The 25,625-nt window shown below is 64.3% G+C and carries 23 protein-coding genes and 1 pseudogene; 10 read left to right on the forward strand and 14 right to left on the reverse strand.

Going from position 1 to position 25,625, the window contains the following annotated elements; genetic code table 11:
• Positions 1 to 80: 80 nt before the first annotated feature.
• The 12 genes and pseudogenes from NKI46_RS02825 to NKI46_RS02880 form a co-directional block, all read right to left on the reverse strand.
• Complete coding sequence (locus NKI46_RS02825) at positions 81 to 545, reverse strand: GFA family protein (RefSeq protein ID WP_352461103.1); 465 nt, start codon at positions 543 to 545, stop codon at positions 81 to 83.
• 31 nt (positions 546 to 576) lie between these two features.
• A complete protein-coding gene (locus tag NKI46_RS02830) occupies positions 577 to 1,113 on the reverse strand; it encodes an isochorismatase family protein (RefSeq protein ID WP_352562285.1) in 537 nt (178 codons plus the stop codon).
• A 79-nt stretch (positions 1,114 to 1,192) separates the two neighbouring features.
• The gene (locus NKI46_RS02835) at positions 1,193 to 3,199 is read right to left on the reverse strand and encodes an amidase (protein ID WP_352461105.1); all 2,007 of its coding nucleotides are present in this window, start codon (positions 3,197 to 3,199) and stop codon (positions 1,193 to 1,195) included.
• Between the two features lie 99 nt (positions 3,200 to 3,298).
• Complete coding sequence (locus NKI46_RS02840; RefSeq protein ID WP_352745130.1) at positions 3,299 to 4,255, reverse strand: SEL1-like repeat protein; 957 nt, start codon at positions 4,253 to 4,255, stop codon at positions 3,299 to 3,301.
• Positions 4,244 to 5,119 (reverse strand): annotated as a pseudogene (locus NKI46_RS02845) (SEL1-like repeat protein); the annotation flags it as partial. The gene NKI46_RS02840 and the pseudogene NKI46_RS02845, both read right to left, overlap by 12 nt.
• A 290-nt stretch (positions 5,120 to 5,409) precedes the next feature.
• Positions 5,410 to 7,017: a WD40 repeat domain-containing protein gene (locus NKI46_RS02850; protein WP_352744685.1), complete on the reverse strand. Its 1,608-nt coding sequence runs from the start codon at positions 7,015 to 7,017 to the stop codon at positions 5,410 to 5,412.
• Positions 7,018 to 7,123: 106 nt separating this feature from the next.
• A complete protein-coding gene (locus NKI46_RS02855) occupies positions 7,124 to 7,894 on the reverse strand; it encodes an exodeoxyribonuclease III (protein ID WP_352744687.1) in 771 nt (256 codons plus the stop codon).
• Between the two features lie 7 nt (positions 7,895 to 7,901).
• Positions 7,902 to 8,546, reverse strand: coding sequence for an alpha/beta hydrolase family protein (locus NKI46_RS02860; protein WP_352744690.1), 645 nt, complete (start codon positions 8,544 to 8,546; stop codon positions 7,902 to 7,904).
• A gap of 207 nt (positions 8,547 to 8,753) precedes the next feature.
• Positions 8,754 to 9,881 carry a tetratricopeptide repeat protein gene (locus tag NKI46_RS02865; protein ID WP_352744693.1) on the reverse strand — a complete coding sequence of 376 codons (1,128 nt, stop codon included), beginning with the start codon at positions 9,879 to 9,881 and terminating at the stop codon, positions 8,754 to 8,756.
• Entirely contained in the window at positions 9,878 to 10,783 is a 906-nt protein-coding gene (ku, locus tag NKI46_RS02870) for a non-homologous end joining protein Ku (RefSeq protein WP_023685883.1), read from the reverse strand. The genes NKI46_RS02865 and ku overlap by 4 nt, the downstream gene beginning before the upstream one ends.
• A 448-nt stretch (positions 10,784 to 11,231) precedes the next feature.
• Entirely contained in the window at positions 11,232 to 13,724 is a 2,493-nt protein-coding gene (gene ligD / locus NKI46_RS02875) for a DNA ligase D (protein ID WP_352744696.1), read from the reverse strand.
• Between the two features lie 117 nt (positions 13,725 to 13,841).
• Complete coding sequence (locus tag NKI46_RS02880) at positions 13,842 to 14,066, reverse strand: hypothetical protein (protein WP_023673483.1); 225 nt, start codon at positions 14,064 to 14,066, stop codon at positions 13,842 to 13,844.
• 45 nt (positions 14,067 to 14,111) lie between these two features.
• Between NKI46_RS02880 and NKI46_RS02885 the strand changes: the two genes are divergently transcribed.
• The 6 genes from NKI46_RS02885 to NKI46_RS02910 all read left to right on the forward strand — a co-directional run bounded on the left by NKI46_RS02885 (position 14,112) and on the right by NKI46_RS02910 (position 20,152).
• A complete protein-coding gene (locus tag NKI46_RS02885; protein WP_156033644.1) occupies positions 14,112 to 14,468 on the forward strand; it encodes a hypothetical protein in 357 nt (118 codons plus the stop codon).
• Positions 14,465 to 15,472 (forward strand): aldo/keto reductase, encoded by a 1,008-nt coding sequence (locus NKI46_RS02890; RefSeq protein ID WP_352744699.1) that lies wholly within the window; start codon positions 14,465 to 14,467, stop codon positions 15,470 to 15,472. Before NKI46_RS02885 ends, NKI46_RS02890 begins: the two co-directional genes overlap by 4 nt.
• Before the next feature lie 407 nt (positions 15,473 to 15,879).
• A complete protein-coding gene (locus tag NKI46_RS02895; RefSeq protein WP_023673481.1) occupies positions 15,880 to 16,827 on the forward strand; it encodes a substrate-binding domain-containing protein in 948 nt (315 codons plus the stop codon).
• 171 nt (positions 16,828 to 16,998) lie between these two features.
• Positions 16,999 to 18,630, forward strand: a complete 1,632-nt coding sequence (locus tag NKI46_RS02900; protein ID WP_502896788.1) for a sugar ABC transporter ATP-binding protein — start codon at positions 16,999 to 17,001, stop codon at positions 18,628 to 18,630.
• Positions 18,627 to 19,643, forward strand: coding sequence for an ABC transporter permease (locus tag NKI46_RS02905; protein WP_023685887.1), 1,017 nt, complete (start codon positions 18,627 to 18,629; stop codon positions 19,641 to 19,643). Before NKI46_RS02900 ends, NKI46_RS02905 begins: the two co-directional genes overlap by 4 nt.
• A gap of 11 nt (positions 19,644 to 19,654) precedes the next feature.
• On the forward strand, positions 19,655 to 20,152 hold the full coding sequence (locus NKI46_RS02910) for a GNAT family N-acetyltransferase (RefSeq protein WP_023685888.1): 498 nt from the start codon (positions 19,655 to 19,657) through the stop codon (positions 20,150 to 20,152).
• A gap of 67 nt (positions 20,153 to 20,219) precedes the next feature.
• Here NKI46_RS02910 and NKI46_RS02915 read toward each other — a convergent pair whose 3' ends face one another.
• Together NKI46_RS02915 and NKI46_RS02920 are read right to left on the reverse strand one after the other, a co-directional pair.
• Positions 20,220 to 20,453, reverse strand: coding sequence for a hypothetical protein (locus NKI46_RS02915; protein ID WP_352744704.1), 234 nt, complete (start codon positions 20,451 to 20,453; stop codon positions 20,220 to 20,222).
• A 149-nt stretch (positions 20,454 to 20,602) separates the two neighbouring features.
• A complete protein-coding gene (locus NKI46_RS02920; protein WP_023685890.1) occupies positions 20,603 to 21,232 on the reverse strand; it encodes a glutathione S-transferase family protein in 630 nt (209 codons plus the stop codon).
• 210 nt (positions 21,233 to 21,442) lie between these two features.
• On the opposite strand from NKI46_RS02920, the gene NKI46_RS02925 reads away from it, so the two are divergent.
• From NKI46_RS02925 to NKI46_RS02940, 4 genes are all read left to right on the forward strand, one after another.
• Complete coding sequence (locus NKI46_RS02925; protein ID WP_023685891.1) at positions 21,443 to 22,423, forward strand: tagatose kinase; 981 nt, start codon at positions 21,443 to 21,445, stop codon at positions 22,421 to 22,423.
• A complete protein-coding gene (locus NKI46_RS02930) occupies positions 22,423 to 23,697 on the forward strand; it encodes a D-tagatose-bisphosphate aldolase, class II, non-catalytic subunit (RefSeq protein WP_352745133.1) in 1,275 nt (424 codons plus the stop codon). Before NKI46_RS02925 ends, NKI46_RS02930 begins: the two co-directional genes overlap by 1 nt.
• Before the next feature lie 51 nt (positions 23,698 to 23,748).
• Positions 23,749 to 24,339: a DUF922 domain-containing Zn-dependent protease gene (locus NKI46_RS02935; RefSeq protein ID WP_023673473.1), complete on the forward strand. Its 591-nt coding sequence runs from the start codon at positions 23,749 to 23,751 to the stop codon at positions 24,337 to 24,339.
• Between the two features lie 194 nt (positions 24,340 to 24,533).
• The gene (locus NKI46_RS02940) at positions 24,534 to 25,619 is read left to right on the forward strand and encodes an ABC transporter ATP-binding protein (protein ID WP_352744707.1); all 1,086 of its coding nucleotides are present in this window, start codon (positions 24,534 to 24,536) and stop codon (positions 25,617 to 25,619) included.
• The last annotated feature ends 6 nt before the right edge of the window (positions 25,620 to 25,625 follow it).

Below are 25,625 nucleotides of genomic sequence, written 5' to 3' on the forward strand. Positions count from 1 at the left end.
GAAGCCCCAACCTTCCATCTGCAGCAAGGACGTCGAGCCCAGTCGCACCGACCTCCTCTGGCCTGCCGGCCATCTCCCCCTCAAGGGGGGAGATTCGCAGTTTCCGCAAACTCGGCCACCAGCCCCTCATACGCCTCGAAGGCCGGCAGCGCCTCGTAACTATGCACCGCCGGTGTCGTCGCCCAATGCAGTTTCTCACTGGTCCATGTCTCGATGAACGGCGTGAACCAGCCGGGTTCATCAAGCATGGTCGGACGCAGATTGACGAACCAGTCGAGCCCTTCGGGGCGCGTGAACATCCAGCTCATGCAATGTGGGCAGAAGTAATGACGCGAGGCGCCGTGCAGCCCGCCGATCACCGGCACGCCTTGCATGATTTCGAAGCCGTCGGAGGGGATGGCGGCGCTCAGCGAATAGGCGCTGGCCGACATGCGCTGGCAGCCGGTGCAATGACAAGCCATGGTCAAAAGCGGTTTTGCGAAAATCTTGAGCCGCACACGTCCGCAGCGGCATCCGCCTTCGGCCGGCAATTTCAGGGTTGGCACGGCAGTCTCCCACTCTTCGAAGCGCGGTGCTTCAGTCGCCGGTCAGCGCCTTCGTGGTCACCAGCGTGACGCCGGCATCGGTGAAGTCCGCATTGTACCGGGCGATGATCTCGGTCGCGGTTTCGCCTTCAGTGTCCAGCGTGGAATGGGCATCGGAAACGACGGTAACGCCGAGGCCCTCGGCCAGGGCGCCCTTGACGGTGCCGGCGATGCAGAAATCGGTCTGCGCTCCGGCGAGCACGACTTCGCCGGCCCCCTGCCCGGCCACCCAGGCGCCAAGCTCGGCATTCGAGAAGGCGTTGCGGACGGTCTTGGAGAATGTCGGCTCGTCCTTGGCCTGGCCGAGTTCCGGCCATACCGGCCAACCCGGCTCGCCGGGCGCCAGCGGATCGCCGGCCGGCCCGTCATGCCTGACGAAAGCAACCTTGCGCCCCTCGCGCCGCGCCCAGTCGATCAGCGAGCAGGTACGCTCGGCTATGCCAGGCGCATCGTGGATCGGCGGCTCGACGCGGCCGTCGAACATGTTGGTCTGGAGGTCGATGACGATGAGGGGAGCGAGGTTTGGCATGGCGAGAAGATAACGCGGGCGATGGGAGGGTCAAGACGGCGAAGCTGCTGATCTCCCCCTTGGGGAGATTACATGTACCTCACCCGATTCCACCCGCGACCACGTAAGCACCAGCCGTGCGTCCATCCTCCAGCCGGATGACGGCCGTAACGATCGAGCCGTAAGCGCCTCGCCACACACTGTGCATTCTTTCATGCTCGCCGGCCGGCACCAGGATGCGACCGTGAAAGCTTGTGCCGCTTCGCTCCATGACAACGGCTTCGCCATTGACGTGAACCTTGAGATCAGCGGTCTCCGCATCGAGTTCAACCGTCACGGCGATCTCGGCCTGGTCTCCTTGCCCCATCGTCTCCGCAACAAGCCTGAGTGCCGGCGGCGGCGCATCGCTGGACTTCGATCCACCATGTTGCGCAAACACATCGCCCGGCAATTCCGGCGTGCGCGGCGGGGCCGTGCGGCGTTGGGTGGCGCGCTCGTAATCGCCGGCGAGCCGCAGCAACTCCGCATCATCATAGGCCTTGCCCGCAAAGGTCAGCCCGACCGGCATGCCGATATCGGCCATCGTTCCCATAGGCACGGTGACGGTCGGGATGCCAAGATGACGCCACACCAGATTGCCATTGGCAACCCAGGTGCCGTTGCGCCAGGCGATTGCTGCAGAGGTCTCGTTGACGTCGGCATCGGCCGGGCCGACATCGGCGACCGCCGGCAGCACGACAGCGTCGAGCCTGTGCTCGTCCAGCCAGTCCTCGAAGTCGATGCGCCGCGTCGCCTCCAATCCCTTCAGACCTTCCGCCAGCCTTGGAATATCCAGCAATGGCGTCACGCCCTGTTTGGCGCGTGTGACATAGTCCGCCAGATCGAAACCGTCGTCGCCATAGCGGTCCGGCAGCGCGCCCGGCGGCCGCGGGAAGATTTTTGGCCCGTCGACCGTGGCCAGGTCGGGGATGGCCGGGTCGGCATTTGCGCGCAGGAAATCGTCCCAGCCCCAGATGCAGAGATCCCAGATTTCGCGCTCGGCGAATGCTTCCGGCACCAGCCCGCGTTCGACCATGGTTTTTGTGCCCGGACGGTCGCGCTCATAGTTCGAGACGACGGGGAAATCGACCTCGACCACCTCCGCGCCAAGCTTTTCCAAGTCACGCGCTGCCTGCCGCCAGAGGTCGAGCACCGAGGCGCGGGTCTCGATGGGTTTGAGCGCGCCGCCGTCGCGGCCGATATACATTTTCGGCACGCCGAGGCGTTTGCCTTTCAACGAGCACTCCAAGGCGAGTGTAGTGTAGCTTGGCGGCCTGAGATCAGCGCTTTTCGCGATCGACACCCAGGGCTGCGCGCGCCAGAAATCGCCGCGCGTCTCGGTATCGTCGGCGACGATCACGTCGAGCAGCTCCAGCATGTCGGCGATGCCGCGCGTGTGCGGCACCACCACATCCATGGTCGGCACCAGCGGCCAGTTGCCCCTGACCGAAATGACGCCGCGCGACGGCGTGTAGGCGACAAGTGCATTGTTGGACGCCGGCGCGCGGCCGGAAGACCATGTCTCCTCGCCCAGCCCGAAAGCGGCAAAGCTCGCAGCGGTCGCGGTGCCGGAACCGTTGGACGAGCCGGAAGCGAAGGCGGCGGTCAGGTAATCTGCATTGTAGGGGCTCTCGGCGCGGCCATAGACGCCACGCTGCATGCCGCCATTGGCCATAGGCGGCATATTGGTCAGCCCGATCAGCACAGCACCACCGGCCCTCAGCCTGGCAATGGTGAAAGCGTCCTCGTTGGCGACGAGATGCTCGAAGGCGGGCGAGCCGGCGGCCACCGTCAGGCCCTTCACCTTATAGCTGTCCTTGGCGGTGTAGGGGATGCCGTCGAGCGGCCCGAGGGTGGCGCCATTGCGCCGCCGCAGGTCGGACGCCGCCGCCTCCTCGAACATTGCCGGGTTAAGCACCGGCACGGCATTGAGCGCAATGCCATGGCGGTCGTAGTGCGCGATGCGCCTGAAATACGCGCCGACCAGCTCGACGCTGGTGACGGTGCCGGCCTCCAGCGCGCGGCGCAGGTCGGCGATCGAGGCTTCGACGGGCTGGAGGTTGGGCATGGGGTTCTCGAGATGCAGCGGCAAATGAGTCTTCGCATCGTGCGATGCGAGTGTCACGCCGCAAACGAAAGGCGTGACGGCGACGCTTATGCACTCGGCTCACAGCATTTTGCTGTCGAGCTGGCCGTTTTCCTTCATCAGGTCGAGATAGGTCTTGGCTCCGGAACTGCCGTGGCCTGCCGCCTTGAAGAACCATTTGGCGGCTTCCTTGTAGTTTGGTTTCCCATCGACGCCGCGGTAGTAGAGCGAGCCCAGACTGAACTCGGCATCGACGCTGCCGGCCTTTGCGGCTTCCAGCCACCAGGACTCGGCAGCCTTGTCGTCTCTGGCAATGCCCACGCCGTTGGCCGAGGCATACGCTAAGGCGAGCTGGGCATCGACATTTCCCTGCCGCGCCGCCTTGAGCCACCAGCCCGCCGCATCCGCACTGTTTTGCGCAACGCCAGCACCCTCGGAATAGGCTGTGCCGAGCGCTTTCTGCGCGAATGCATTGCGCTGGTCGGCGGCTTTGCGCCAGAGCCTTGCCGCCTGAACGGGGTCCTTCGTTACTCCTAGACCATCCCAATACAGTCCACCGAGAGCGAACTGCGCAAGGTCATTGTCCTTGTCGGCAGCCTTGCTCAGCCACTCGAATGCCTGCCTTTCATCCTTCCCGACGCCCTGCCCGTCCCGATACACGACCCCGACATTATACTGCGCTACCACATGGCCTTGGACAGCAGCCTTCATCCACCATCGGAAGGCCAGATCATTGTCTTGCGCAACGCCGCGGCCCTGGCTGTAGAGGATACCAAGCATATATTGAGCGTCGGCGTTTCGCCCGTCGGACGCCTTTTGCGCCCAAGTCGCGGCCAACGCATCGTCCCGTCCCACGCCTTCGCCGAGCGAATACGCCCGGGCCAGATTGGCACCGGCTTCGGCATTCCCCGCTTCCGCGGCCTTGCGCCACCAATAGACCGCCTGCTCGGCGCTCTTCTCGACGCCTTGGCCCATCGAATAATATCCGCCCAGATTCGACTGGGCGAACACAAAGCCCTGATTGGCGGCTTTGCTCATCCACGCAAACGCCTGGCCGTCGTCCCTAGGGGTACCTTTTCCCTGGCCATAAGCGGCCGCCACCGCGTATTGCGCTTCTGTCAGACCGGTGGTTGCGGCCTTCATCCATCACCCGAACGCAAGGCGGTCATCCTGCTCAACGCCGTGGCCCCGCGAGTACAAAGTGCCCAGCAAAGCCTGGGCATTCGGCTCACCCAGATCGGCTGCCTTTTTCACCCACACTATGGCGGCCTGATCATCCTTCTTGACGCCTTGGTTAAGATAGTAGGCGCGTCCGAGACAGAAAGCGGCCTCCAGGCTTCCTTGGTCAGCCGCCTTGCGCCACCATGAGGCAGCCTGCTCGAAGCTTTGCGCAACACCCCGACCCTGCGCATACAGGACGCCGAGGGCGTACTGAGCGTTCGCATTGCCCTTGTCGGCTGATTGCCTGGAAAACTTCGACGCCAGTTGATCGTTTCTTTCGACCCCTTGGCCATTTAAATAGACTTGGCCGAGAGAATATTCAGCCTCCCCGCTCCCCTGATCGGCCGCCTTGCGCCACCAATAGAGCGCCTGCTCATAACTTTGCGCGACCCCTTGGCCCTGCCAGTACAACACGCCGAGCTGGTACTGCCCATTCATGTTGTCTTTATCGGCGGCCTTTCGTGAGAAACTCTCGGCAAGCCGACTGTCCTTTTCAACGCCCCTGCCCATAAGGTAGGCCTGACCCAGTGCTGCTATGGCTTCCGCATTGCCGCCATCGGCGGATTTCTTCCACCAATACACCGCCTGGCTGTCGTTCTGAGCCACGCCCTCACCGCGCCAGTACAGCGCACCAAGCTGGCCTTTTGCGTCAACATTGCCAGCGTCCGCCATGATCTTCATTTGACGGAATACCTCGGCATAATCCTTTGCCTGGAGAGCCGCTGCACCCTTTTGTGCCGCTGACCACTGCACATAGTAATTTCGGCCAGGACCGAGCAGCACAAAAGCCGCCAGCAACACCAGAACGACGGTAAGGACCCCTCGGCGACGCGACTTGGGCGGGCTGTAGACAGGTGTATCCACTTTGGGCGCCCAGTCGTTGTTGCTCACCGTCCCCAATCCATTTGCAGCCACCAGTAATCCATAGCGCAAGCCAGGCCGTTCTGGAATATCCAAAGCATTTGATGTCGCTACTGCGGTGCGCCGGCGAACAGGATTTCGCCATCGCCGCCAGCCGCCGGCCAATCCCTGATGGTGCGATCGTCGCCGCCGGTGAGCAGCGTGCCGTCGGTGGCGAAGACAACGGCGTAGATAGGGCCGGTGCGGCTGTCGAACATGGCGATCTGGCCGCCGGTGCCGACATCCCACAGCCGCGCCGTGCCGTCGAGCGAGCCGGAGGCCAGGCGCTTGCCGTCGGCCGACAGCGCCAGCGTATAGACGGTGCCTTCGTGACCCTCGAAGCGGCGCAATTCCCTAAACGTGTCGAGGTCCCAGAGCTTGATCGTGTAGTCGCCGCTGCCGGTGACGACATGATGGCCGTCGGCGGTGAAGACGGCCCCGTAAGTGCCCTGCTCGTGGCCGTGCCAGCTGCGCAATTGCTTGCCGCTTTCGACGTCCCAGAATTTCAGCGTGCCGTCGATGGAGCCGCTCAGCGCGCGCGTGCCGTCGGGCGAAATTGCGACCGTGCTGATCGGCCAGTCATGTCCGGTCATCACATGCAGCACCGATTTGTTGACGAGATCCCAGACGATGACGTTGCCGGTGTCGTGGCCACTGACGGCGCGCTTGCCGTCCGGGCTGATCGCCAGCTTACGCACGCCGCCATTCGCGCCCGGCGAGAAGACATGCAGCACCGCGCCGTCGGCAAGCTTTCGCAGCACGATCTCGCCATCGTCGCCGGCGGTCAGCGCGGTTGCGCCGTCGGGCATGAACAGCGCCGTGCGCGCCATGTCCTTGTGTTCACCAAGGTTGCGGATCAGCCGCTTGCCGGCGATGTCCCAGAGCTTGATCATGTGGTCGGTGCTGGCGCTCATGACGTCGCGGCCATCGGCCGAGACGGCGAGCCAGACGACGGCGTCGCGGTGGCCGTCGGGCTCGGTCGGCAGCGCCGGCGGAGGCGGCGGCAACGGCGCGACGGTCTGAGGTGGCGTGGCCGGAGCCGGCGGTGGAGCAGTCTCCGGTGGCGGTGTCGCCGGAGCGAGTGCGACTTGTGGCGGCTGAGGGGGAGCAGCCGGAGGCGTAGGCTGCGCCGGCTCGGGCGGTTTGGCTGCCTGCACCGGCGGAGTTGGCTCGGGCGGCATGGTGACCTGCGGCGAACTCGGCGGGGCCGGTGGCGTCGCCAGGGCCGGCGGGACACCGTCGATGCCCTGGTTCTTCGGCTCGGCTTTGGGTTCGTTCGGGGCGGCCACCTCAGCGCCCGGGCCGGCGTCACGCGCCCAAGGGAAGTGGTCGGCCAGCAGCGCCAACACGGCGAGCACCGGCAACATGAGGAAGGCGCGCCGCAGACCGGGGCGGCCCTTTGGGTCGATCTCGGCGTCGCGGCCAAAAAGCGGCGTTCCAGCAGGCTGGCTTCGCCGACCCGGCAGCAGTCCGGCCCAGAACAACAGGGCGCCAAGCAGGCAAAGCCCGCCGACGGTCAGGAACACCACGGGCTGCAGCGTGGCTGGGCCGTGCAGCATGTGGTCGATCCCGCTCCAGCTGAAATCTCTGTCGCCGAGCAGCAGATACGCCCGCACCAGACAAGCCAAAGCGGCCGCCAGCAGCGGAAGCGCAAACAGCCTTTCGGCCAACCTGTCCATCGGACTCCCCCTCCGGTGCCGCACCTTGCTCATCATGCGGCCGCCGCAGCGAAACAAATAGCGCAAAACTGCGCCCACGAAAGTGGGCGCGATCACGCAGCCAAATTCACTTCAATTCGACCCATACCGGCGCGTGGTCGCTGGCGCCGTCCTCACCTCTGACATCGCGGTCGATGCCGGCAGCGGTGAGGCGGCGCGCCAGTTTCTTCGACAGCAAGATGTGGTCGAGCCGCAGCCCGGCATCGCGCAGCCAGCGGTTGCGGCGATAATCCCAGAATGTGTAGAGCGTTTCCTTCGGATGCTTCTTGCGGAGCGCATCGGTCCAGCCCTGCTCGAGCAGACGCTGGAACGACGCCCGGCTTTCCGGCTGCACCAGCGCGTTGTCGTCATAGGAGCGGGTGGCGTAGATGTCGCGCGGCTCGGGCACGATGTTGTAGTCTCCGACCAGCGCCACCGGCAGGCCGGTGTCGAAGAGTTCTGCGGCATGCGCCTCCAGCCTTTCATGCCAGGCCAGCTTGTACTGGAATTTCGGCCCCGGCTGCGGGTTGCCGTTGGGCGCGTAGACACAGGCGATGACGACGCCCGACACCGCCGCCTCGATGTAGCGGCTCTGCTTGTCGGCGGTATCGCCGGGCAGGACGTCACGGGTCAGCACCGGCTTGGCTCCTCGCGCCAGTATGGCTACGCCGTTCCAGGTCGGCTCGCCCTTCCACACCGCGCCATAGCCGGCGTCGGCCAGTGCCGTGCGCGGAAACTGCAGGTCGCGCGCCTTCAGCTCCTGCAGGCAGACGACATCGGGCTTGGCTGCCGCCAGCCACGCCAGCAAGTTTTGCAGCCGGCTGTTGACGTTGTTGATATTGAAGGTGGCGATTTTCATTTGGCGATCAGGAAACGATCCGCCCTGTCCACGCCTTCACCGTCCCGGCCAGCGTCTTCAAATGATCGGCGGTCGAAAACCCCGACACGCTCTTGCGCGGCTTCAGGTCGTGGTCACCATCCTCCAGCCAGATCACTTCGATGGCGTCGGAAAGGCCGTAGGTCGCGACCTCTTCCCTGGTGCCGAATTCGTCGCGCGTGCCCTGGAAGATCAGTGTCGGTGTCTTGAGGTCGGCGAGGTGTTTTGTCCTGAGCTGCTCTGGCTTGGCCGGCGGATGAAAGGGATAGCCGAGGCAGACGAGGCCGGAAATCTCTCCCTTGGCGAGCATTTCGTCCGCAATCATCGAGGCGACGCGCCCGCCCATCGACTTGCCGCCGATGATGAGCGGCCCGGTGACGCCCATGGCTCTCAGATCGGCGATGGCCTTGATGTATTCCGGGTTGACCGTCTCGGCGCGCGGCGGCGGCTTGCGCTGGCCGTAGCGGCGCGCCGCCATATAGTGGAATTCGAAGCGCGCGACCTGGAAACCGGCGGTGGCGAGCGCCTTGGCGGTGGCGGTCATCGAAGGCGAATCCATCGATGCGCCGGCGCCGTGGGCCAGCAGGATCGTGAGGGGGGCGGTGTCGTTGCCGTCGAAGAGGAAGGTGGTCATGGGGTGCGCTGCCGGTAAAGGCCGAGTTCCTTCGCGCCCCCCTCTGTCCTGCCGGACATCTCCCCCTCAAGGGGGGAGATTGGCAGTTTCAGCGCCTCACGGACCTCGCGACGATAGTGATTGGCGAAAGCGATGGCGACACCCAATCTCCCCCCTTGAGGGGGAGATGGCCGGCAGGCCAGAGGGGGGTGCTCGCGCGCCAACATCTCACCCCGCCGTCCGCGCCGTCTGCAGATCCACGAACTGTATCCCCTTTTGCGCCATCCGCGCCCACTTGGACTCAGCATCAAGTTCGAGATAGCGCATCCAGTTCCGCCGGGCCTCAAGTAGATTCCCGGCGTCGAATTCCAGTCGGGCGAGGTTGAACACCGGATCGGCATAAGTCCTGTCGAGCGTGATCGCTTTTTGCAGATGGCGGCGCGCCGAAGGCACCTTGCCCTGCTCACTCATCAGGCCGGCGAGATTGAACCAGGCCTCGACGAAACCGGGATCGAGCTTGATTGCGCGGGCATAGTCATGCGCCGCGTCAGCTATACGGCCGGCGCCACGCAAGCAGTTGGCGCGGTTGAACGCGGCGATGGCGTCGCTCGGATCGATGCTGAGGCAGCGTTGGTAGAGCGCTGCGGCATCGTCGTGCCGGCCCTCCTCTTCCGCGCTTTCAGCCTCGGCGAACAATTCTTCCAGCGTGTCGTCGCCGGCTGCGCTTGCGCTGCCGAGATCGAACAGCAGCTGGCCGTCGAGTTCGCTCTGGCCATCCTCGAGATAGATCTGATCGGGCCGGCCATGCTGCGAGCCGACATTGAGCGATTTGGCGGTGAGCGAAGCGACCGGACCGGAGCGATGCACGGAGCGCGCGATCGCGCCCCAGGATGCACCGCCGGCGACCAGCCCGGCATATTTGCGGGCAAGGATCAGATCGCGGAACGAGTAGGGTTCACAATCGTGCTCGAAGGCGTCAAACAGGCTGAGCAGGTCGAGGTCGGCACCGGACAGTCTGGACTGGTCGACGAGAGACTGCCTGGACAGCGAAGACGCCTCCGGCGCCTTCATCAGACCAAGCAGGCGCAGGAAGCCATTTTCGCTAAGGAGTGTTCGGCCAGCGGAGCCCTCGGCTGCAACCCGGCGCTCGATCTCGGCATCGCCGCCCTTCGCCGTGCCGGCCTTGGCGATCAGCGTTCGGCCGAACACAACATGGCTGGTGCGCCTGGTGACGCCGCGCCGCAACTGGCCGTGCTGACGCTCCACCTCACGGGCCGCGAGCCGCAGCGGAAATGCCGCCAGCGCGCCGATGGCGCCGAAGACGGCGCCCGGGATTATACCGGTCGGCGCCGTCACCCCTTGCTCTTGCCGACGGCCTTGAGCAGATTGGCCTTCAACGGGTTTTCCTTGGCCGCACCCGCCTTACCCTTGGCGGCAGGTTTTTCAGCGTCGTCGGCCTTGCTCTTCGACTTGGCCGGCGGCTTGGCTGATTGCGACAGGCTCGCCTTCAACGCGTCCATGAGGTTGATGACATTGCCACGCTCGGGCGCCGCCGCAATGATCGGCTTATGGCCCTTCAGTTTCTCGCGGATCATCGTCATCAGCGCGATCTCGTAGCGGTCCTCATAATTCTTCGGATCGAAGGTGGTTTCCTTCTGCTTGATCAGCGCTTCGGCCAATTGCAGCATTTCGGGATCCGGCTTGCCAGCCGGGATGTTGCCGAAATATTCAGCCGTGCCGCGCACTTCGTTCGGGTTCCTCAACGTACACACGAACATGCCGTTCTCGCGCGCGCCGATCGTCACCACGCGCTCGCGGCTGGACAGGACAAGGCGGGCAATGGCCAGCTTGCCGGATTTGCGCATTGCCTCGCGCAGCACGGCGAAGGTTTCTTCCGCCATGGCGCCATCCGGCGCCATATAGTACGGCGCATCTTGATAGATGACGTCAACCTCGTCTTCGTCGACGAAGGCCTCGATGTTCATCGTGTGATTGGATTCGATGCGCACTGCTTCGAGGTCGGCCTCATCGATGATGATGTACTGCTTGTCCTCGTATTCGTAACCCTTGACCAAGTCCGCGCGCTCGACGAGGCCGAGTTCAGGGTCGACCGGCTTCATGTTGATGCGGTTGTGGGTCTTCTTGTGCAATTGGTTGAACGATATGCGCTCGCTGGTCGTCGTTGCCGGATAGAGCCGGACCGGACAGCTGACGAGGCTGAGCTTGAGGTAACCTTTCCAACTTGCCCTGGGCGCCATGATACTCTCCTACGCGGCCATGCACTGACATTTCAGACTGAGCATGATCTTAACCGAAAACCGGTTCCCACGTTTCGGGATCATGCTTACTGCAGCGCTTCGTCCAAAGGACGAATGGTGCTGCGGAAATCCTACACCGGCCCCAAACATACCGGCAAATTCCTGACGAAACCTTCCAGGTGAGCTGGAGGGCACCGACGGAGGATAATTCAAATTGTCCGCATGGTCGATGGACTTGGGGAAGTAAGTCATGCCGGAGGGACAGCACCCCCCTCTGTCCTGCCGGACATCTCCCCGGCAAGTGGGGAGATTGGCAGCTTCAACCTTATCGCTCCTCTTGCAAGGTTTGCGATTGGCGAAAGCAGAGGCGACATCCGATCTCCCCCCTTGCGGGGGAGATGTCCGGCAGGACAGAGGGGGGTGTGCCGGATCGCCAACACCTCCCGATCTACTTCCCCGAAAACAACGGCAAATCTCTTGCGAAATCCTCCATGTCCGCCCACGGATCGCCCGACGTCGCCAACAGCCCCGGCAAGGACGAATAGTTCAGATCCTGCGGCGCATCGATCGTCTCAAGGTCTGCCCAACTCACCGGCGTCGACGCCGGCAGGTTGGTGCGGGCGCGCAGCGAATAAGGCGCCGCGGAGGTGTGGCCGCGCGCGTTGCGGTGATAGTCGATGAAGATGCGGCGCTTGCGGTTTTCCTTGCCCATTGTGGTGGTGAAAGTGTCGGGCGCGGTGGCCGCCAGGTGCGTGGAGATGGCGCTGGTCGCCTGGTGCAGCTTCTTCCAGTTCTGCTTTTGCGTCACCGGCACGGTTATGTGGATGCCGCTGCCGCCGGATGTCTTGGCGAACGGCACCAGGCCGAACCGCTCCAATTCGCCCTTGATGTGGACGGCGGCCTCGACCACCTCGCGCCAGGCGATGCCCTCACCCGGATCGAGATCGAAAACGATCTGGTCGGGCTTGTCGAGGCTCAAGCGATGCGTGCCCCAGGTGTGGAACTCAACGACGCCGAACTGCGCGAGTGCCAGATAGCCTTTTGCTCCCTCGACCGACAGATAGGATTTGGTTTCACCTTCGGAGTTGGTGGCGTCAAAAGTGACCACCGACGGCGGCATGCCGGTGTAGGCGTGGCGCTGGAAGAAACAGTCCTTCGGCAGGCCCGTCGGGCAGCGCACCAGCGACACCGGGCGGCCCATAATGTGCGGCAGCATGAAATCGCCGACCAGCGCGTAATAGACGGCGATGTCGAGTTTGGTCGGTCCGGTCTTGCCGAACAGCCGCCGCTCCGGATTGGTCACCCAGATGGTTGCGAGATCGGCTTCGGCGATCAGCCGCTTGCGCTTCGGCGACACCGGCGTCGACAGGCCGACATCGCGCAAGCCCCGAAACACACCGTGGCGCAGCGAATTGTCCGCCGTTCGGTTGGCGTAGTGGATGCGGGCCGACAGCATCGGCCGCACCCATTTCATCTCGCGCATGATCTCGCGCGGCACACCCTCGGGTGCTGTCGCGCCGTCGCGCAGCGGCTGCAGCCGGGCCAGCAAGTCGCCCGCCGTAGCGGCATCGAAGCCGGTGCCAACCTTGCCGCGATAGTGCAGTTCGCCATCCGCGAATTCAGCCATGCCGAGTGCCGCCAGTCCTTCGGCCGCGTCGGAAACGGTGTAGCCGGCGATGATGAAATCGCCGGTCTCCAGCGCCTTGACCTTGGTCCAGCTCTTCGTGCGGCCGCTCTGGTAGATGGCGTTGGCGCGCTTGGAGACGACGCCTTCCAGCCCAAGGATCGAGGCCTGATCGTACAGCCCCTGTCCGTCGCCTTCGACATGGTCGCTCAGCTGGATGGCGGAGTTGGCGCCCTGTCCGGCTAGCAGTTCGGCGAGCAGGGCCTTGCGCTTTGCGAGCGGCGCCTTGCGGAGGTCCCAGCCGTCGAGATGCAGCAGGTCGAAGGCATAGAAATGGAGCTTGCTGCCCGCACCCGCCGACAGCGCATCCTGGAGCAGCGCGAAACGCGAGATGCCCTTCTCGTCCAGCACCATGATCTCGCCGTCGATGATCGCCTGGCTGAGGGGCAGCCGGGCGAATGCCTGCGGCAGGTCGCCGTAACGCTTCGTCCAGTCGATGCCGCCGCGGGTGATCAGCCTGACCTCGCCATCGGCGATATGCGCCATGGTGCGGTAGCCGTCGAATTTTATTTCGTGCAGCCAGAGTTCACCTGTGTCTTCCACTGGCCCACCCGGTGGCTTCGGCACCTGCGTGGCGAGCTGCGGCTCGATGCGCGACGGCGGATCGCCCCTGGCCGCACCGGGCAGCGCGCCGGGTTTCAGCGCGCCGGGCTTGGGCGGCAGGCGGGCCGGCTTCTTCGGCGGCGCCACCAGCTCCTCGATCCGCTTGCCGGACTTCACGCTTTCCGGCCGCGCTTCCAGGATGTCGAGGCCGGTATCGGCGGCGAGATCGCGCTCCTTGAACAGCAGCCAGTTTTTCTTCTCGCTGTCTTCGCTGGGCTTGGGCTTCAGACGGGTCAGCATCCAGCCGCCATTCAACTTGTCGCCGGCCAGCCGGAACTTGAAGGCGCCGGTGCGCAGGCTCTTGTCGACATCGTCCATCGGTGCCCAGGTGCCGGTGTCCCAGACGATCATCGGCCCACCGCCATATTCGCCTTCGGGAATGACGCCCTCGAAGTCGATATATTCGAGCGGATGGTCCTCGGTCTCGACTGCAAGCCGCTTGTCGGCCGGGTTGAGCGAGGGCCCGCGCGGCACCGCCCAGCTTTTCAGCACGCCGCCGACCTGCAGGCGCAAATCGTAATGGTCGGCGGTGGCGTGATGCTTGTGGACGACGAAGCGGTTGCCGTCGCCTGAAATGAGCCCGCCAGCCGGTTCCGGCGTCTTCGTAAATTCGCGCTTGGCGCGATAGGCCTTGAGTTTTGGCGGGGTTGGCATGGGTCAGGCGGGAGCGGCGGCGGCGGACGAACCTTCCCTGCGCCGCGTTCCTGCACAGTGCTGTCCCGCCAACATTTCAGATTTCCCAGCGTGGTGCGAAGAATGTGGAGATCACGCTCAATCGTCTGAGGCGGGCGTCAGGTCTAGCTCGGCCGGGGACAGCCCTTGTTGGAGCTGGCTCAGCCGGAACTCGTCGACCCAGTAGGCCTCGCCGTCGACCAGCACGCGGGCCGAGTAGACGCCGCCGGAAAAGCTTTGCGCGGTGACGTAGACCTTGTGGCGGTCGAGCGCCTTGCGCACCGCGGCGCGCTTGGAATTCTGGCTGGTGACGGAACTGGCCATGGCTCACTCATACACAAGACCGCAAGACATGGCGGCGGCATAAGGATGCTGGAGATCGGCCGCTCTGTCAATTTTGACCGCCTGCTTCTGGCAGCGCTACGATCCGGCGGCAGCAAAAAACCGCTGCGCCTCGGCAGCGGACTTTGCAATGGCGACGACAATATTCGGTTAGTGGTCCGAAGGAATTATGAGCGCGGTGACGCGCGAGAGCTGCTGACGCCGGTTCAGCGTCGGCTTCTCGTAGATCTTCTTCATTGGTATCCCATGGCCCCCAATGGCCGCCGGCAAAGGCGCTTGCGGCTGGGTTTTGTCAAGGGAAGCGCTGTTCTTCCGCCGAACAGCTATGGAAACTGGAGGAGCGGCCGCTATAGTTTTCCTCAGCCCCAAGGAGAACGGCAATGACCCTCAGCACCCGCAAACTCGGCAGCCAGGGGCTGCAGGTCTCGGTGATCGGCCTCGGCTGCATGGGCATGAGCCAGTCCTATGGCCCTGCCGACGAGGCGGAATCGATCGCTACCCTGCACCGAGCCATCGAACTCGGCTGTACCTTCCTCGACACGGCGGAAGTCTACGGCGCCTATGCCAATGAAGAACTGCTCGGGCGGGCGCTGAAGGGCCGACGCGATGAGGTGACCCTTGCCACCAAATTCGGCTTCCGCATCGAAAACGGCAGACAGGTCGGCACGGAGCGTGACAGCCGGCCCGACCATATCTGCGAGGCGCTGGAGGGCTCGCTGAAGCGGCTCGGCACCGACCATATCGACCTTTACTACCAGCATCGCGTCGATCCGGCGGTGCCGATGGAAGATGTCGCCGGCACGGTCGGCCGGCTGGTTGCCGAGGGCAAGGTGCGCTTCTTCGGCCTGTCGGAAGCGGGCGCGGCGAATATCGGCCGTGCGCATGCCGTGCACCCTGTCTCGGCGCTGCAGAGCGAGTATTCGCTTTGGGAGCGCAATCTGGAGCCGGAGATCATCCCGCTGCTCAAAAAGCTCGGCATCGGCCTGGTGCCGTTCGCGCCGCTCGGCCGCGGTTTCCTCGCCGGCGACGTCAAGCGCGCCGAGGATTATCCGGAAGGCGATTTCCGCCGCGGCGACCCCCGCTACCAGGGCGCCAACTACGACGCTAATGTCGCGGCTGCGGCTGCGGTGCAGGAGGTGGCCGCGGCCAAAGGGGCAAAGCCCGCGCAGATCGCGCTGGCCTGGGTGCTCGGCAAGGGCGACGGTTTCGGCATCGACATCGTGCCGATCCCGGGGACAAAGCGGCGCAAGTATCTCGAAGAAAATGTTGCTGCGGCCGCGATCACGCTCGACGCGGCCGAGATAGCTGCGCTCGACGCAGCCCTTGCGCCGGGCAAGGTCTCAGGGCCGCGCTACAATGAGCGGGTGATGACGACGATCGATCGGTAGAGGCGTCTAAGCTGCCAATCTCCCCCCTCGTGGGGGAGATGCCTGGCAAGGCAGAGGGGGGCGCGAAGGATCGCCCGCATCAAGTATTCTGCGTAGAGGTTAGCTCAAAGATCTAAGTGAAATTGGCCAATGTCGGCGGGACAGCGCCCCCCTCTGTCCTGCCGGACATCTCCCCCACAAGGGGGGAGATTAGCAGTTTCAGCCCCTCGCCTCACCTTGCGTAATCGATTTTCCTTGGCTAGCATCCCTGGGTCGGCGCCGTGCGGAGGAGAACGTTGCGGCGGACCGGCTGGAGCGCCTCGCGTCCCTTCGGGGCGTTCACAGGACACTCCATTTTTGAATTGACGCAAGGACCGTCCCGAGCCGCTCCCGGTTTCGGGCTCCTGCGTTCATGTGGAGGATATCTGATGAACAGACGCGAATTCCTGTTGTCGACGGTGGCGACCGGCGCCATGGCGCTGGCCGCGCCCATGGCCTTTGCCGCCGACAAACTGACCATATTGGGCTCGGTGCCCAATCTCGGCTTTCCGTTCTTTGTGCACATGCTGAACGAGATAAAGGCGGAGGCGCAGGCGCAAGGCGTCAACCTGACCGAGAGCGACGGCCAGAACTCGGCGCCGAAGCAAACCGCCGACATCGAGGCCGCACTTGTGCAGAAGGTCAACGCCATCGTGATTTCGCCGCTTGACGTCAACGCGCTGGCGCCGGCGATCGAGGAAGCGGTCAAGGCCGGGGTTCCCGTGGTCACCATCGACCGCCGCGTCGACGGCGTCGAGGGCATTCTGGCCCATGTCGGCGCCGACAATGTCAAGGGCGGCGAGGCCGAGGCGCAGGCCATGGTGGCGGCGTTCCCCAACGGCGCCAAGCTGTTCCATTTGCAGGGCCAACCGGGTGCCGGACCCGCGATCGACCGCAACAAAGGCGTCCACAATGTGCTCGATCCGCTCAAGGACAAGTACCAGATCATCTTCGAGCAGACCGCTAATTTCGCCCGCGCCGAAGCGCTGTCGGTGACCGAGGCCGGGCTTGCCGCCAACGGCAAGCCGGACGCCATCATCTGCGCCAATGACGACATGGCGCTCGGCGCGCTCGAAGCCTGTGCCGCCCGCAACTTCACCGACGTCAAGATCTACGGCTTCGACGCACTGCCGGAAGCGCTGGTCGCTGTGCGCGACGGCAAGCTCGCCGGCACGGTCGAGCAGTTCCCCGGCGAACAGTCGCGCAAGGCGGTGCAGATCGCGGTCGCCTTCGCCAGGGACAAGACCGAGCCGAAGGAGAAGCTGGTGCTGTTGACGCCGATCGTCATCGGCAAGGACAATCTCGACAAGGCGGAGAGGTTGAACGAGACGAAGTGAGAGTAGGGCCCATGACGGGTGGAGGTCGCGCTCTGTCGCGCCCCCCTCTGTCCTGCCGGACATCTCCCCCACTTGGGGGGAGATTGGCCGTCACGTCTGCTTTCGCCAATCGCCAACGTTATAGAAATAGTGCTGCCGGCAAAACTGCTGATCTCCCCCCGTGTGGGGGAGATGTCCGGCAGGACAGAGGGGGGCGCTGTCCCGCTGCCTATCGCAATCCGGGAGCAATGCTTGTCCGCCGTTGAACCCGCCGCATCATCGCCCCCGCTCCTTTCCGTCGAAGGCGTGACCAAGCATTTTTCCGGCGTCACCGCGCTCAGCGACGTTTCGCTCGAGGTGCGGCCCAGTGAGATCCTTGGCCTGCTCGGCGAGAACGGCGCCGGCAAGTCGACGCTGTTGAAAATCCTGTCCGGCGTGATGCCGCCGTCGAGCGGCCGCATCGTCTTCGACGGCGCCGACTACGCGCCGTCCAGTCCGCAGGATGCGAAGCGGCATGGCATCGTCACCATCTATCAGGAACTGAGCCTGATCCCGACGCTGACGGTTGCGGAAAACATTTTCATCGGCCGCGCGCCGCTCGGTCCGCTCGGGCTGGTCAGCTGGCGCAGGATGGAGGACGCGTCGCGCGCGATCATCGCCCGCGTCGGCCTCGACATCGATCCGGCGACGCCGGTGTCGTCGCTCTCGGTCGCCGAACAGCAGCTGGTCGAAATCGCCCGCGCTCTGTCGCTGGAAAGCCGCCTGATCATCATGGACGAGCCGACCTCGGCGCTGACCGAGACTGAGGTGCAGAAGCTTATGTCGATCATGGACAGGCTGCGCAAGGACGGCGTGGCGATCATGTTCGTCACCCATCGGCTGGAAGAAGCGTCGGCGATCTGCGACCGGATGACGGTGTTGCGCGACGGCAGGCTGGCCGGCCATCTCGACCGTGACGGCCAGCCGATCCAGATTCCAAAAATCATCGAGAAGATGGTCGGCCGCGCCGCCTCCGAGCTCTACGCGCGGCCGACGCAGCGCGATGTCGCCGGCGAGGTCAGGCTCTCGGTGCGCGGGCTGCGGACGGTACGCGACCCATTGGCGCCGCACGCCGTCGTGCTCGAAGGCGTCAACCTCGATCTGAAGGCCGGCGAAATCCTCGGCGTTGCCGGGCTCGTCGGTTCCGGCCGCACCGAGCTTGCCCGCGCCATTTTCGGCGCCGACCGCATCGCGGCCGGCACGATTGCGCTCGACGGCAAGCCGATCGCCCCGGCTTCGCCCGCCGACGCCATCAAACTCGGCATCGGCCTGGTGCCGGAAGACCGCAAGCACCAGGCGATTTTTGCAGCACTTGGCATTCTCAACAATTTCTCCATCGCCTCGCTCGGCCGCTACAGCAATGGGGCCGGCTTCATGGCCGAACGGCGCGAGCGCGAGGCGCTGGCCGGCTATCGCAAGGCACTGTCGATCCGCATGGCCTCGCCCGAGCAGGCGATCGAGGGCCTGTCCGGCGGCAATCAGCAAAAGGTGATCCTGGCCCGCTGGCTGGCGCGCGACCCGAAAGTACTGATCGTCGACGAGCCGACGCGCGGCGTCGATGTCGGCGCCAAGGCCGAAGTGCACCAGATCCTGGTCCAGTTGGCTGCGCGCGGCATCGCCATCATGATGATCTCGTCGGAACTGCCGGAGGTGCTGGCAGTGTCGGATCGCATCGTTACGATGCGGCGCGGCCGTATCACCGGCGAAATGCCGGGCATCGAAGCGACCGAGGAAAAACTGATGGAACTGATGGCGCTCGACCGCAAGCAGGACGCAACGCAATGACCAGCACCACCGAACAGACCCAGCGCAGCGGCATTAACATCGCGCGGCTTCTGATGAGTTTTGGGCCGCTGATGTTCCTGGCGGTGTTGATCGTCATCTTCACCGTGCTGAAGCCGAGCTTCATCGATCCAATCAACCTGTTCAACATTTTGAGGCAGATCTCGATCACCGGGCTGATCGCGCTCGGCATGACCTTCGTCATCCTCACTGCCGGCATCGACCTGTCGGTCGGCTCACTGCTCGCCTTCTGCGGCATGGTGGCCGCGGTGGTGGCCAAGGGCGGCACCGCCAACACGCTGTCGCTGTCGACCACGGGCACGCAAGGATATGGCTGGTTCGCCGCCTTGCTTGCCGCCGTCATCGTCGGGGCGCTGGCCGGCGGCGTCCAGGGCTTTGCCATCACCAGGCTGAAAGTGCCGCCCTTCGTCGTCACGCTGGGTGGGCTCACCGTGTTTCGCGGCCTGACGCTGACCATCTCCAATGGCGGACCGATCTCCGGTTTCGACGCCTCGATGCGCTGGTTCGGCACCGGGCTCATCGGACCGGTGCCGGTGCCGGCGATCATCTTCGCGGCGGCGGCCATCCTGTGCCACATCGTGCTGCGCTATACGCGCTACGGCCGCGCCGTCTATGCCGTCGGCGGCAATGCCGAGGCCGCACGCCTGTCGGGCCTGCGCGTCGACCGCATTCTGATCTCGGTCTATGTCATCGTCGGCTTCTTCGCCGGGCTGGCCGCCTTCGTTTTGTCAGCACGGCTCAACTCCTCCGAAGCCGTGGCCGGCATCGGCTACGAGCTTACGGTGATTTCGGCCGTGGTCATCGGCGGCACCTCGCTATTCGGCGGCATCGGCTCAGTCGGCGGCACGGTGGTGGGCGCAGCACTGATCGGCGTGCTGCAGAACGGGCTGCAGTTCAACAATGTCTCGTCCTACACACAAAGCATCGTCATCGGCCTGATCCTGATCCTCGCCGTGGCCTTCGATCGTTGGCTGAAGTCGCGGGTGAGGCGGTGAGGATTCAGGCCATGGTTCAGATCAGGGCGATGACCGAGAAAGATATAGCGGCGGTGTCGCGGCTGTTGGGGGAATCCTGGCGGCGCACCTATTCGGCAATTATGGGGCCAGAGACCACTGCGCGGCTCTCGGACGACAAGCATGCGCCCGAGCGGCTGGCCGAGGAACTTGCGGACGACAACAAGATGTCGTTCGTGGCCGAACGGCCGGACGGTTCGATCGCCGGCTACGCGATGGCGGCGATGGACGATCGTGGCGATGTCCTGCTCGACCGGCTGCACATCGACAAGACAGAGTTCGGCAGCGGGCTCGCCACCGACCTGCTGCACGCGGTGCTTGTCGCGCATGCCGGCATCCCCAGCATTGCGCTGGAAGTGATCGAGGGCAACGACCGGGCGATCGCCTTCTATCGCAAGCACGGTTTCGAAGTGGTCGAGCGCCACACGGCCGCGCACGGCGTTGGCGGCCACGCCTCGCTGATCATGCGCCGGCTGCTGTCGAGGGCGTAAGGGAATGGAATAGGCCGTAGGGAATAGGGGAATAAGGTGGCGCAGACCGATACCCTACGCCTACGGCCTACTGCGCCACCGCCTGGTGGCCGTCCTCGTCGTCCGGCATATCGAGGATTTCGATCAGCCGCGCCACCTTCGTTCCCGGCAAGGGGCGACCCTCGTTGACCAGGGCCTCGTCGGCACTGAGCCAGGCGAACGCCTCGCGCAGTTCTTGAAGGGTGGCGCCGGTCAGCGCGATGTCGGCTATGACCGCCTCGTCTACCGGCCCCAACACCGAAATGATGTCGTTGCGTGTCATGGTCACCTCCATGCTAAGTGCCGGCCGGTCGTCGAGATGACGCCGAGACCCGGCCATCCAGCCAACGGATTGCGAGTAAAAACCGCCGACAAAGCAGAATCTGGGTCTTCTTTTCGACTAAGCAAGGTGAACGCGCGCGCCTTTTGCCGTCAAGCAGCCGAGTGCGGATCGATGCTGTAGAGATGCACGGGATAGCCGGGACCGATGGCGTCGCGCACCCGGTCCGTCCAGGCGAGGACCGCCGGATAAGCCGCCAGCGCAAAGCCGCAATCTTCGGCACGGTGGCCGTAGGCATAGACAGCAATGTCGGCGATCGTGAGCATGTCGCCGACAAGGAACGGCGTGTCGTTCAGGCTGCGCTCCAGCGCTGCCAGCGTGCGGGCGCCGGCTTCGCGCTTGGCCGGAAGCATCGCCTGGTTGCGCTCCAGCCTTCCGGCCAGCGTCCAGAAGCGCAGGGAGCCGATGACCGGCTCGACATGGTACTGTTCGAAGAACAGCCATTGCATAACTTTCGCGCTGACATAGCGATCCGCCGGCAGCAAGGGCGTGCCTTCGGCAAGATAAATGAGGATCGCATTCGATTCGGCGATTGCACGGCCATCCTCGAGTTCGAGCACAGGAACGGCGCCGGCCGGGTTGAGCTTCAGGAAGGCGTCGGTGTGGCTCTCGCCCTCGAAAATCGACACCAGGCGGCTTTCATAGGGGATGTTGAGCAGGCCGAGCACGACCCTCGCCTTCCAACCGTTTTGCGACGGCAAATAATCATGAAGCGTGAGCATGGCTGTCCTTTCGCTGGGGTCGACGCCTGATTTGCACGGTGCCACGATACCAGCCACCCGAATCCTGCAATGTGTACGCGCGAAAACAGATAAACTATACGCATGTAAAGTTTTATTGACTTCGCTGTATGTGCGATTTACCCGATAAACACTTGCGTCGGATAACTGCGCGGGCAAGCAATCAGTCTGCGTGTGAGAGGAATCGCAAGCATGAGCCTTTCGCGCCGCAGCGAGATCGCCGCCGAGGCCGTGGGGCCAACGATCGTCGCCGGCGAAATCCTGGTCGAGATCATGGCGACGGAACGGGGTTTCGGCTTCCTCGAGCCGCAAACGCTCGTCGGGCCATTCCCCAGCGGTGCGCCGGCGATCTTCATCGATCAGGTTGCGCGGCTGGGGGGCGGCGCCGGCATTATCGGCTGCGTCGGCCGCGACGATTTCGGCACGCTCAACCTGGACAGGCTGGAGCTCGACGGCGTCGACGTCTCAGCCGTCGATATCAGCGACCGCTTCCCGACGGGATGCGCCTTCGTGCGCTACCGGCCCGATGGTATCAGGGACTTCGTCTACAACATCGCCGAATCCGCCGCCGGGCAGATCCACCTGACCACTGCTGCGCGCCTGCTGGCGGACAGGGCCGGCCATCTGCATATCATGGGATCGACGCTGTCGGTGGCAGGGCTGAAGGAGATCGTCAGCTACGCAGTGCAGGCGGTTCGTGCCCGCGGCGGCTCGACCTCATTCGACCCGAATGTGCGCAAGGAGCTGATCGACGGCTCCGACGGCGCACTGTTTTCCGCACTCATCGACGATGCCGACCTGCTGCTGCCGTCCGGCGACGAATTGCTCGCTACGGCGGGCGTCGATGACGAGCATCAGGCGGTGGCGGCGCTGTTTGCCAGGGGCGTCGGCGAGATCGTGCTGAAGCGCGGTGCTGACGGCTCTTCCTGGTTCGGCGCCGACGGCGCCAGGATCGACTGCGCCGGTTTTCAGGTCGACGAAGTCGACCCCACGGGCGCCGGCGATTGTTTCGGCGCCACCTACCTGACCTGCCGCCGCCAGGGGATGGAGCCCGGCAAGGCGCTGCTTTATGCCAATGCCTCCGGCGCCCGCAACGTCACCCGGCGCGGCCCGATGGAGGGCGTCACCAGCTTCGACGGACTCGATCAATTCATCAAGGGAACAGCGAGATGATGGCCAATCCCCTTGCCGGTCTCGCGGCGGCCCGCCGGAACGGAGCACCCTACGGCATCACCTCGATCTGCTCGGCTCATCCCCTGGTGATCCAGACAGCGATACGGCGCGCCGTTGCCGACAGGGAGAAAAACCTGCTGATCGAGGCAACCTGCAATCAGGTCAACCAGTTCGGCGGCTATACCGGAATGACCCCGGCGCTGTTCGTCGCCTTCGTGCTGGAGATCGCCTGCCGCGAGGGGCTGGAAGCCTCGCGCATCATCTTCGGCGGCGACCATCTGGGACCGAACCCGTGGCGCGCAGAGCCGGCGGCGCAGGCGATGGACAAGGCCGAGGCCATGGTCGGCGCCTATATCGCGGCCGGCTTCACCAAGATCCATCTCGACGCATCGATGGGCTGCGCCGGCGAGCCGGCGGCGCTTGACGACGAGACCATCGCCACCCGGGCGGCGAGGCTGGCAAAGGCGGCCGAAACGGGCGCGCACGCCGCAGGCAGCACCTTGCCGGTCTACATCATCGGCACCGAAGTCCCCGCCCCCGGCGGAGTCGACCATCCGATCAGCGAGTTGAAGCCGACCGAGGCGGCGGCGGCGCGGCGCACGATCGAGGTTCACCGAGAGATCTTTGCCCGCGAAGGCCTGTCCGAGGCCTTCGGCCGCGTCATCGCCGTGGTCGTGCAGCCGGGCGTGGAATTCGGCAGCCAGAACGTCGTCGCCTACGCGCCCGAGAAATCCAAGGGCCTGACCGGCTTGCTCGATGAGCAGCCGTCGCTCGTCTACGAGGCGCATTCGACCGACTACCAGAGCCGTGCGGCTTTGACCGCGCTGGTCGCAAACGGCTTTCCCATCCTCAAGGTCGGCCCCGGCCTGACCTTCGCCTTGCGCGAGGCGCTTTACGGGCTCGACCTGATAGCATCCGAAATGATCACGGATTATGGCGACCGGTCGCTCGCCCGGACCATGGAAGGCGCGATGCTGGCAGCACCCGGCCATTGGCACAGCCACTATCACGGCAATGAAGCAGAGCTCTATGTGCAGCGGCATTACAGCTACAGCGACCGCATCCGCTATTATTGGAGCAACTCCACCGCTGTCGCGGCCGTCGAGCACCTGCGCAAGGCGCTGGACGGGGTCGCCATTCCCGAAACGCTGATGCGGCAATTCCTGCCGGCGCTGCCGGCCGAACTCGGGCCGGCGGGCAATCCCGAGGCTATCCTTCTCGAAGCTGTCGATCAGGTGCTGGCCGACTATGACGCGGCCTGCCGTGGGACCTGAGGCATTGCGCCGGGTTGATCTTTGCCTCAGCCCAGTGTCTCTGACGTTTCCATGAAACCAGCCATGTTCTTTCTCCTGTTCGCGGCCTCCCTGCTGGCGTCGCCGGCACGTGCCGACTGGAAGCCGGTCGAAAAGGTCGAGACCTACGCCATCGCAGGGCGGACCGGCCCGGAACTCTATGCCGCGATCGGCGAAGCCGGCCCCTTGCTCGGCAAGGGTCGGGTCATTGCGCACACCAATTTCAAGCTGACCTGGACCAGGGACTACAGGCCGCAAGGCGACGCCTGCGTGCTCAAATCGGCGCGCCCGAAACTGATCATCACCTACACCTTGCCGAAGCCGGCCGAACCGTTGCCGGCTTCCGTCCAGAAGAACTGGACGGTGTTCATCGCCGGGCTCGCCGCCCACGAGAGAGTGCATGGCGCAGCCATCGCCGAGATGGTGCGCAAGATCGAGGCGGTGAGCGTCGGCCTGACCGTTACTGATGACCCCGCCTGCAGCAAGATCAGAACCGAGCTGACGAGGCAACTCGCCCAGATCTCGCTGGCTCAGCGGCAGGCGAGCCGCGACTTCGACCGGGTCGAATTCGGCCCCGGCGGAAACCTGCAGAAGCTGGTGCTGGCTTTTGTGAATGGGGGGTAGTTTGCCGGCGAACCGGTCATTGCGCCGGTGTTCCGAACGACAAGAGCACCGGCCGCATGGCCGCTTTACAGGCAGGCTTGGTAGCGCTACCGTCTGATCGTCACGCGACCTGTTGGGGGAATGGGAGACGGCCGCGAGGCGGGAGAGGAGCGGTTTCCTTCGGGGCGTCGCAAGAAGCATTCGGGAGGAGATCGATGGCGTCTGTCGCGATCGGCGATGTTTACAAATCGTTCGGGACCGTCGAGGTCCTGCATGGCGTCAGTGTGGATATCGACGACGGCGAATTCGTCACGCTGGTCGGCCCGTCGGGTTGCGGAAAATCGACCCTTCTCAGGATGATCGCCGGCCTGGAAAAGATTTCTCGGGGCGAGATCGCGATCGGGGATCGGGTCGTCAACAACGTTGCGCCGAAAGAGCGCGACGTTGCCATGGTGTTCCAGAACTACGCGCTCTACCCGCACATGACGGTCGCCGAGAACATGGCGTTCTCGCTCATGCTCAAAGGTGTTTCGAAGGCCGATTGCGCTACCAGCATTCAGCGCGCCGCCGAAATCCTCGGGCTGGTGCCATTGCTGACGCGATATCCGCGCCAGCTTTCCGGCGGCCAGCGCCAGCGCGTCGCCATGGGCCGGGCGATCGTGCGCGATCCACAGGTTTTCCTGTTCGACGAACCGCTCTCCAATCTCGACGCCAAGCTCAGGGTGCAGATGCGCGCCGAGATCAAGGAACTGCACCAGCGGCTCAAGACGACCACAGTCTATGTCACCCACGACCAGATCGAGGCCATGACCATGGCCGACAAGATCGTCGTCATGCATGACGGCATCGTCGAACAGATCGGACCGCCGCTGGAGCTCTACGACAGGCCAAACAATCTCTTCGTCGCCAGTTTCATCGGCTCGCCCGCCATGAACCTGATCAAGGGCGAGATCGTCACCGACGGGTCTCCGTCCTTTCGCGGCGCCGGGGGAATTTCCGTGCCGCTGGCCGGCGCGCCGGCCGTTGGCAACGGTCATCCGGTGGTGCTGGGAATACGGCCCGAGCATTTGCTGCTATCGTCAGTCCTTGGCATTCTTGTTATCGTCGCGGTGGTCGAGCCGACCGGGTCGGAAGTGCAGATCATCGGCCGCACCGCCGGCGGCGACGAGATCGTCGCCAATTTCCGCGAACGCCATGCCTTCACACCGGGCGAATCCATACGGCTCTCTGCCGCGCCTGGCCTGATTCATCTCTTTGACGGCAAGACCGGAACACGATTTGAAGCGCGTAACGGATGGTAAGGACCG

Source organism: Mesorhizobium sp. M0615 (assembly GCF_040320805.1).
GTDB lineage: Bacteria > Pseudomonadota > Alphaproteobacteria > Rhizobiales > Rhizobiaceae > Mesorhizobium.

Excerpts from the sequence above, each read along its gene's own strand:
- NKI46_RS02830 (WP_352562285.1), bottom strand. The coding sequence starts at position 1,113 with ATGCCAAACCTCGCTCCCCTCATCGTCATCGACCTCCAGACCAACATG.
- NKI46_RS02835 (WP_352461105.1), bottom strand. The coding sequence starts at position 3,199 with ATGCCCAACCTCCAGCCCGTCGAAGCCTCGATCGCCGACCTGCGCCGC.
- NKI46_RS02840 (WP_352745130.1), bottom strand. The coding sequence starts at position 4,255 with ATGAGCAAAGCCGCCAATCAGGGCTTTGTGTTCGCCCAGTCGAATCTG.
- NKI46_RS02850 (WP_352744685.1), bottom strand. The coding sequence starts at position 7,017 with ATGGACAGGTTGGCCGAAAGGCTGTTTGCGCTTCCGCTGCTGGCGGCC.
- NKI46_RS02855 (WP_352744687.1), bottom strand. The coding sequence starts at position 7,894 with ATGAAAATCGCCACCTTCAATATCAACAACGTCAACAGCCGGCTGCAA.
- NKI46_RS02860 (WP_352744690.1), bottom strand. The coding sequence starts at position 8,546 with ATGACCACCTTCCTCTTCGACGGCAACGACACCGCCCCCCTCACGATC.
- ku (WP_023685883.1), bottom strand. The coding sequence starts at position 10,783 with ATGGCGCCCAGGGCAAGTTGGAAAGGTTACCTCAAGCTCAGCCTCGTC.
- ligD (WP_352744696.1), bottom strand. The coding sequence starts at position 13,724 with ATGCCAACCCCGCCAAAACTCAAGGCCTATCGCGCCAAGCGCGAATTT.
- NKI46_RS02880 (WP_023673483.1), bottom strand. The coding sequence starts at position 14,066 with ATGGCCAGTTCCGTCACCAGCCAGAATTCCAAGCGCGCCGCGGTGCGC.
- NKI46_RS02885 (WP_156033644.1), top strand. The coding sequence starts at position 14,112 with ATGCTGGAGATCGGCCGCTCTGTCAATTTTGACCGCCTGCTTCTGGCA.
- NKI46_RS02890 (WP_352744699.1), top strand. The coding sequence starts at position 14,465 with ATGACCCTCAGCACCCGCAAACTCGGCAGCCAGGGGCTGCAGGTCTCG.
- NKI46_RS02895 (WP_023673481.1), top strand. The coding sequence starts at position 15,880 with ATGAACAGACGCGAATTCCTGTTGTCGACGGTGGCGACCGGCGCCATG.
- NKI46_RS02900 (WP_502896788.1), top strand. The coding sequence starts at position 16,999 with ATGTCCGGCAGGACAGAGGGGGGCGCTGTCCCGCTGCCTATCGCAATC.
- NKI46_RS02905 (WP_023685887.1), top strand. The coding sequence starts at position 18,627 with ATGACCAGCACCACCGAACAGACCCAGCGCAGCGGCATTAACATCGCG.
- NKI46_RS02910 (WP_023685888.1), top strand. The coding sequence starts at position 19,655 with ATGGTTCAGATCAGGGCGATGACCGAGAAAGATATAGCGGCGGTGTCG.
- NKI46_RS02915 (WP_352744704.1), bottom strand. The coding sequence starts at position 20,453 with ATGACACGCAACGACATCATTTCGGTGTTGGGGCCGGTAGACGAGGCG.
- NKI46_RS02920 (WP_023685890.1), bottom strand. The coding sequence starts at position 21,232 with ATGCTCACGCTTCATGATTATTTGCCGTCGCAAAACGGTTGGAAGGCG.
- NKI46_RS02925 (WP_023685891.1), top strand. The coding sequence starts at position 21,443 with ATGAGCCTTTCGCGCCGCAGCGAGATCGCCGCCGAGGCCGTGGGGCCA.
- NKI46_RS02930 (WP_352745133.1), top strand. The coding sequence starts at position 22,423 with ATGGCCAATCCCCTTGCCGGTCTCGCGGCGGCCCGCCGGAACGGAGCA.
- NKI46_RS02935 (WP_023673473.1), top strand. The coding sequence starts at position 23,749 with ATGAAACCAGCCATGTTCTTTCTCCTGTTCGCGGCCTCCCTGCTGGCG.
- NKI46_RS02940 (WP_352744707.1), top strand. The coding sequence starts at position 24,534 with ATGGCGTCTGTCGCGATCGGCGATGTTTACAAATCGTTCGGGACCGTC.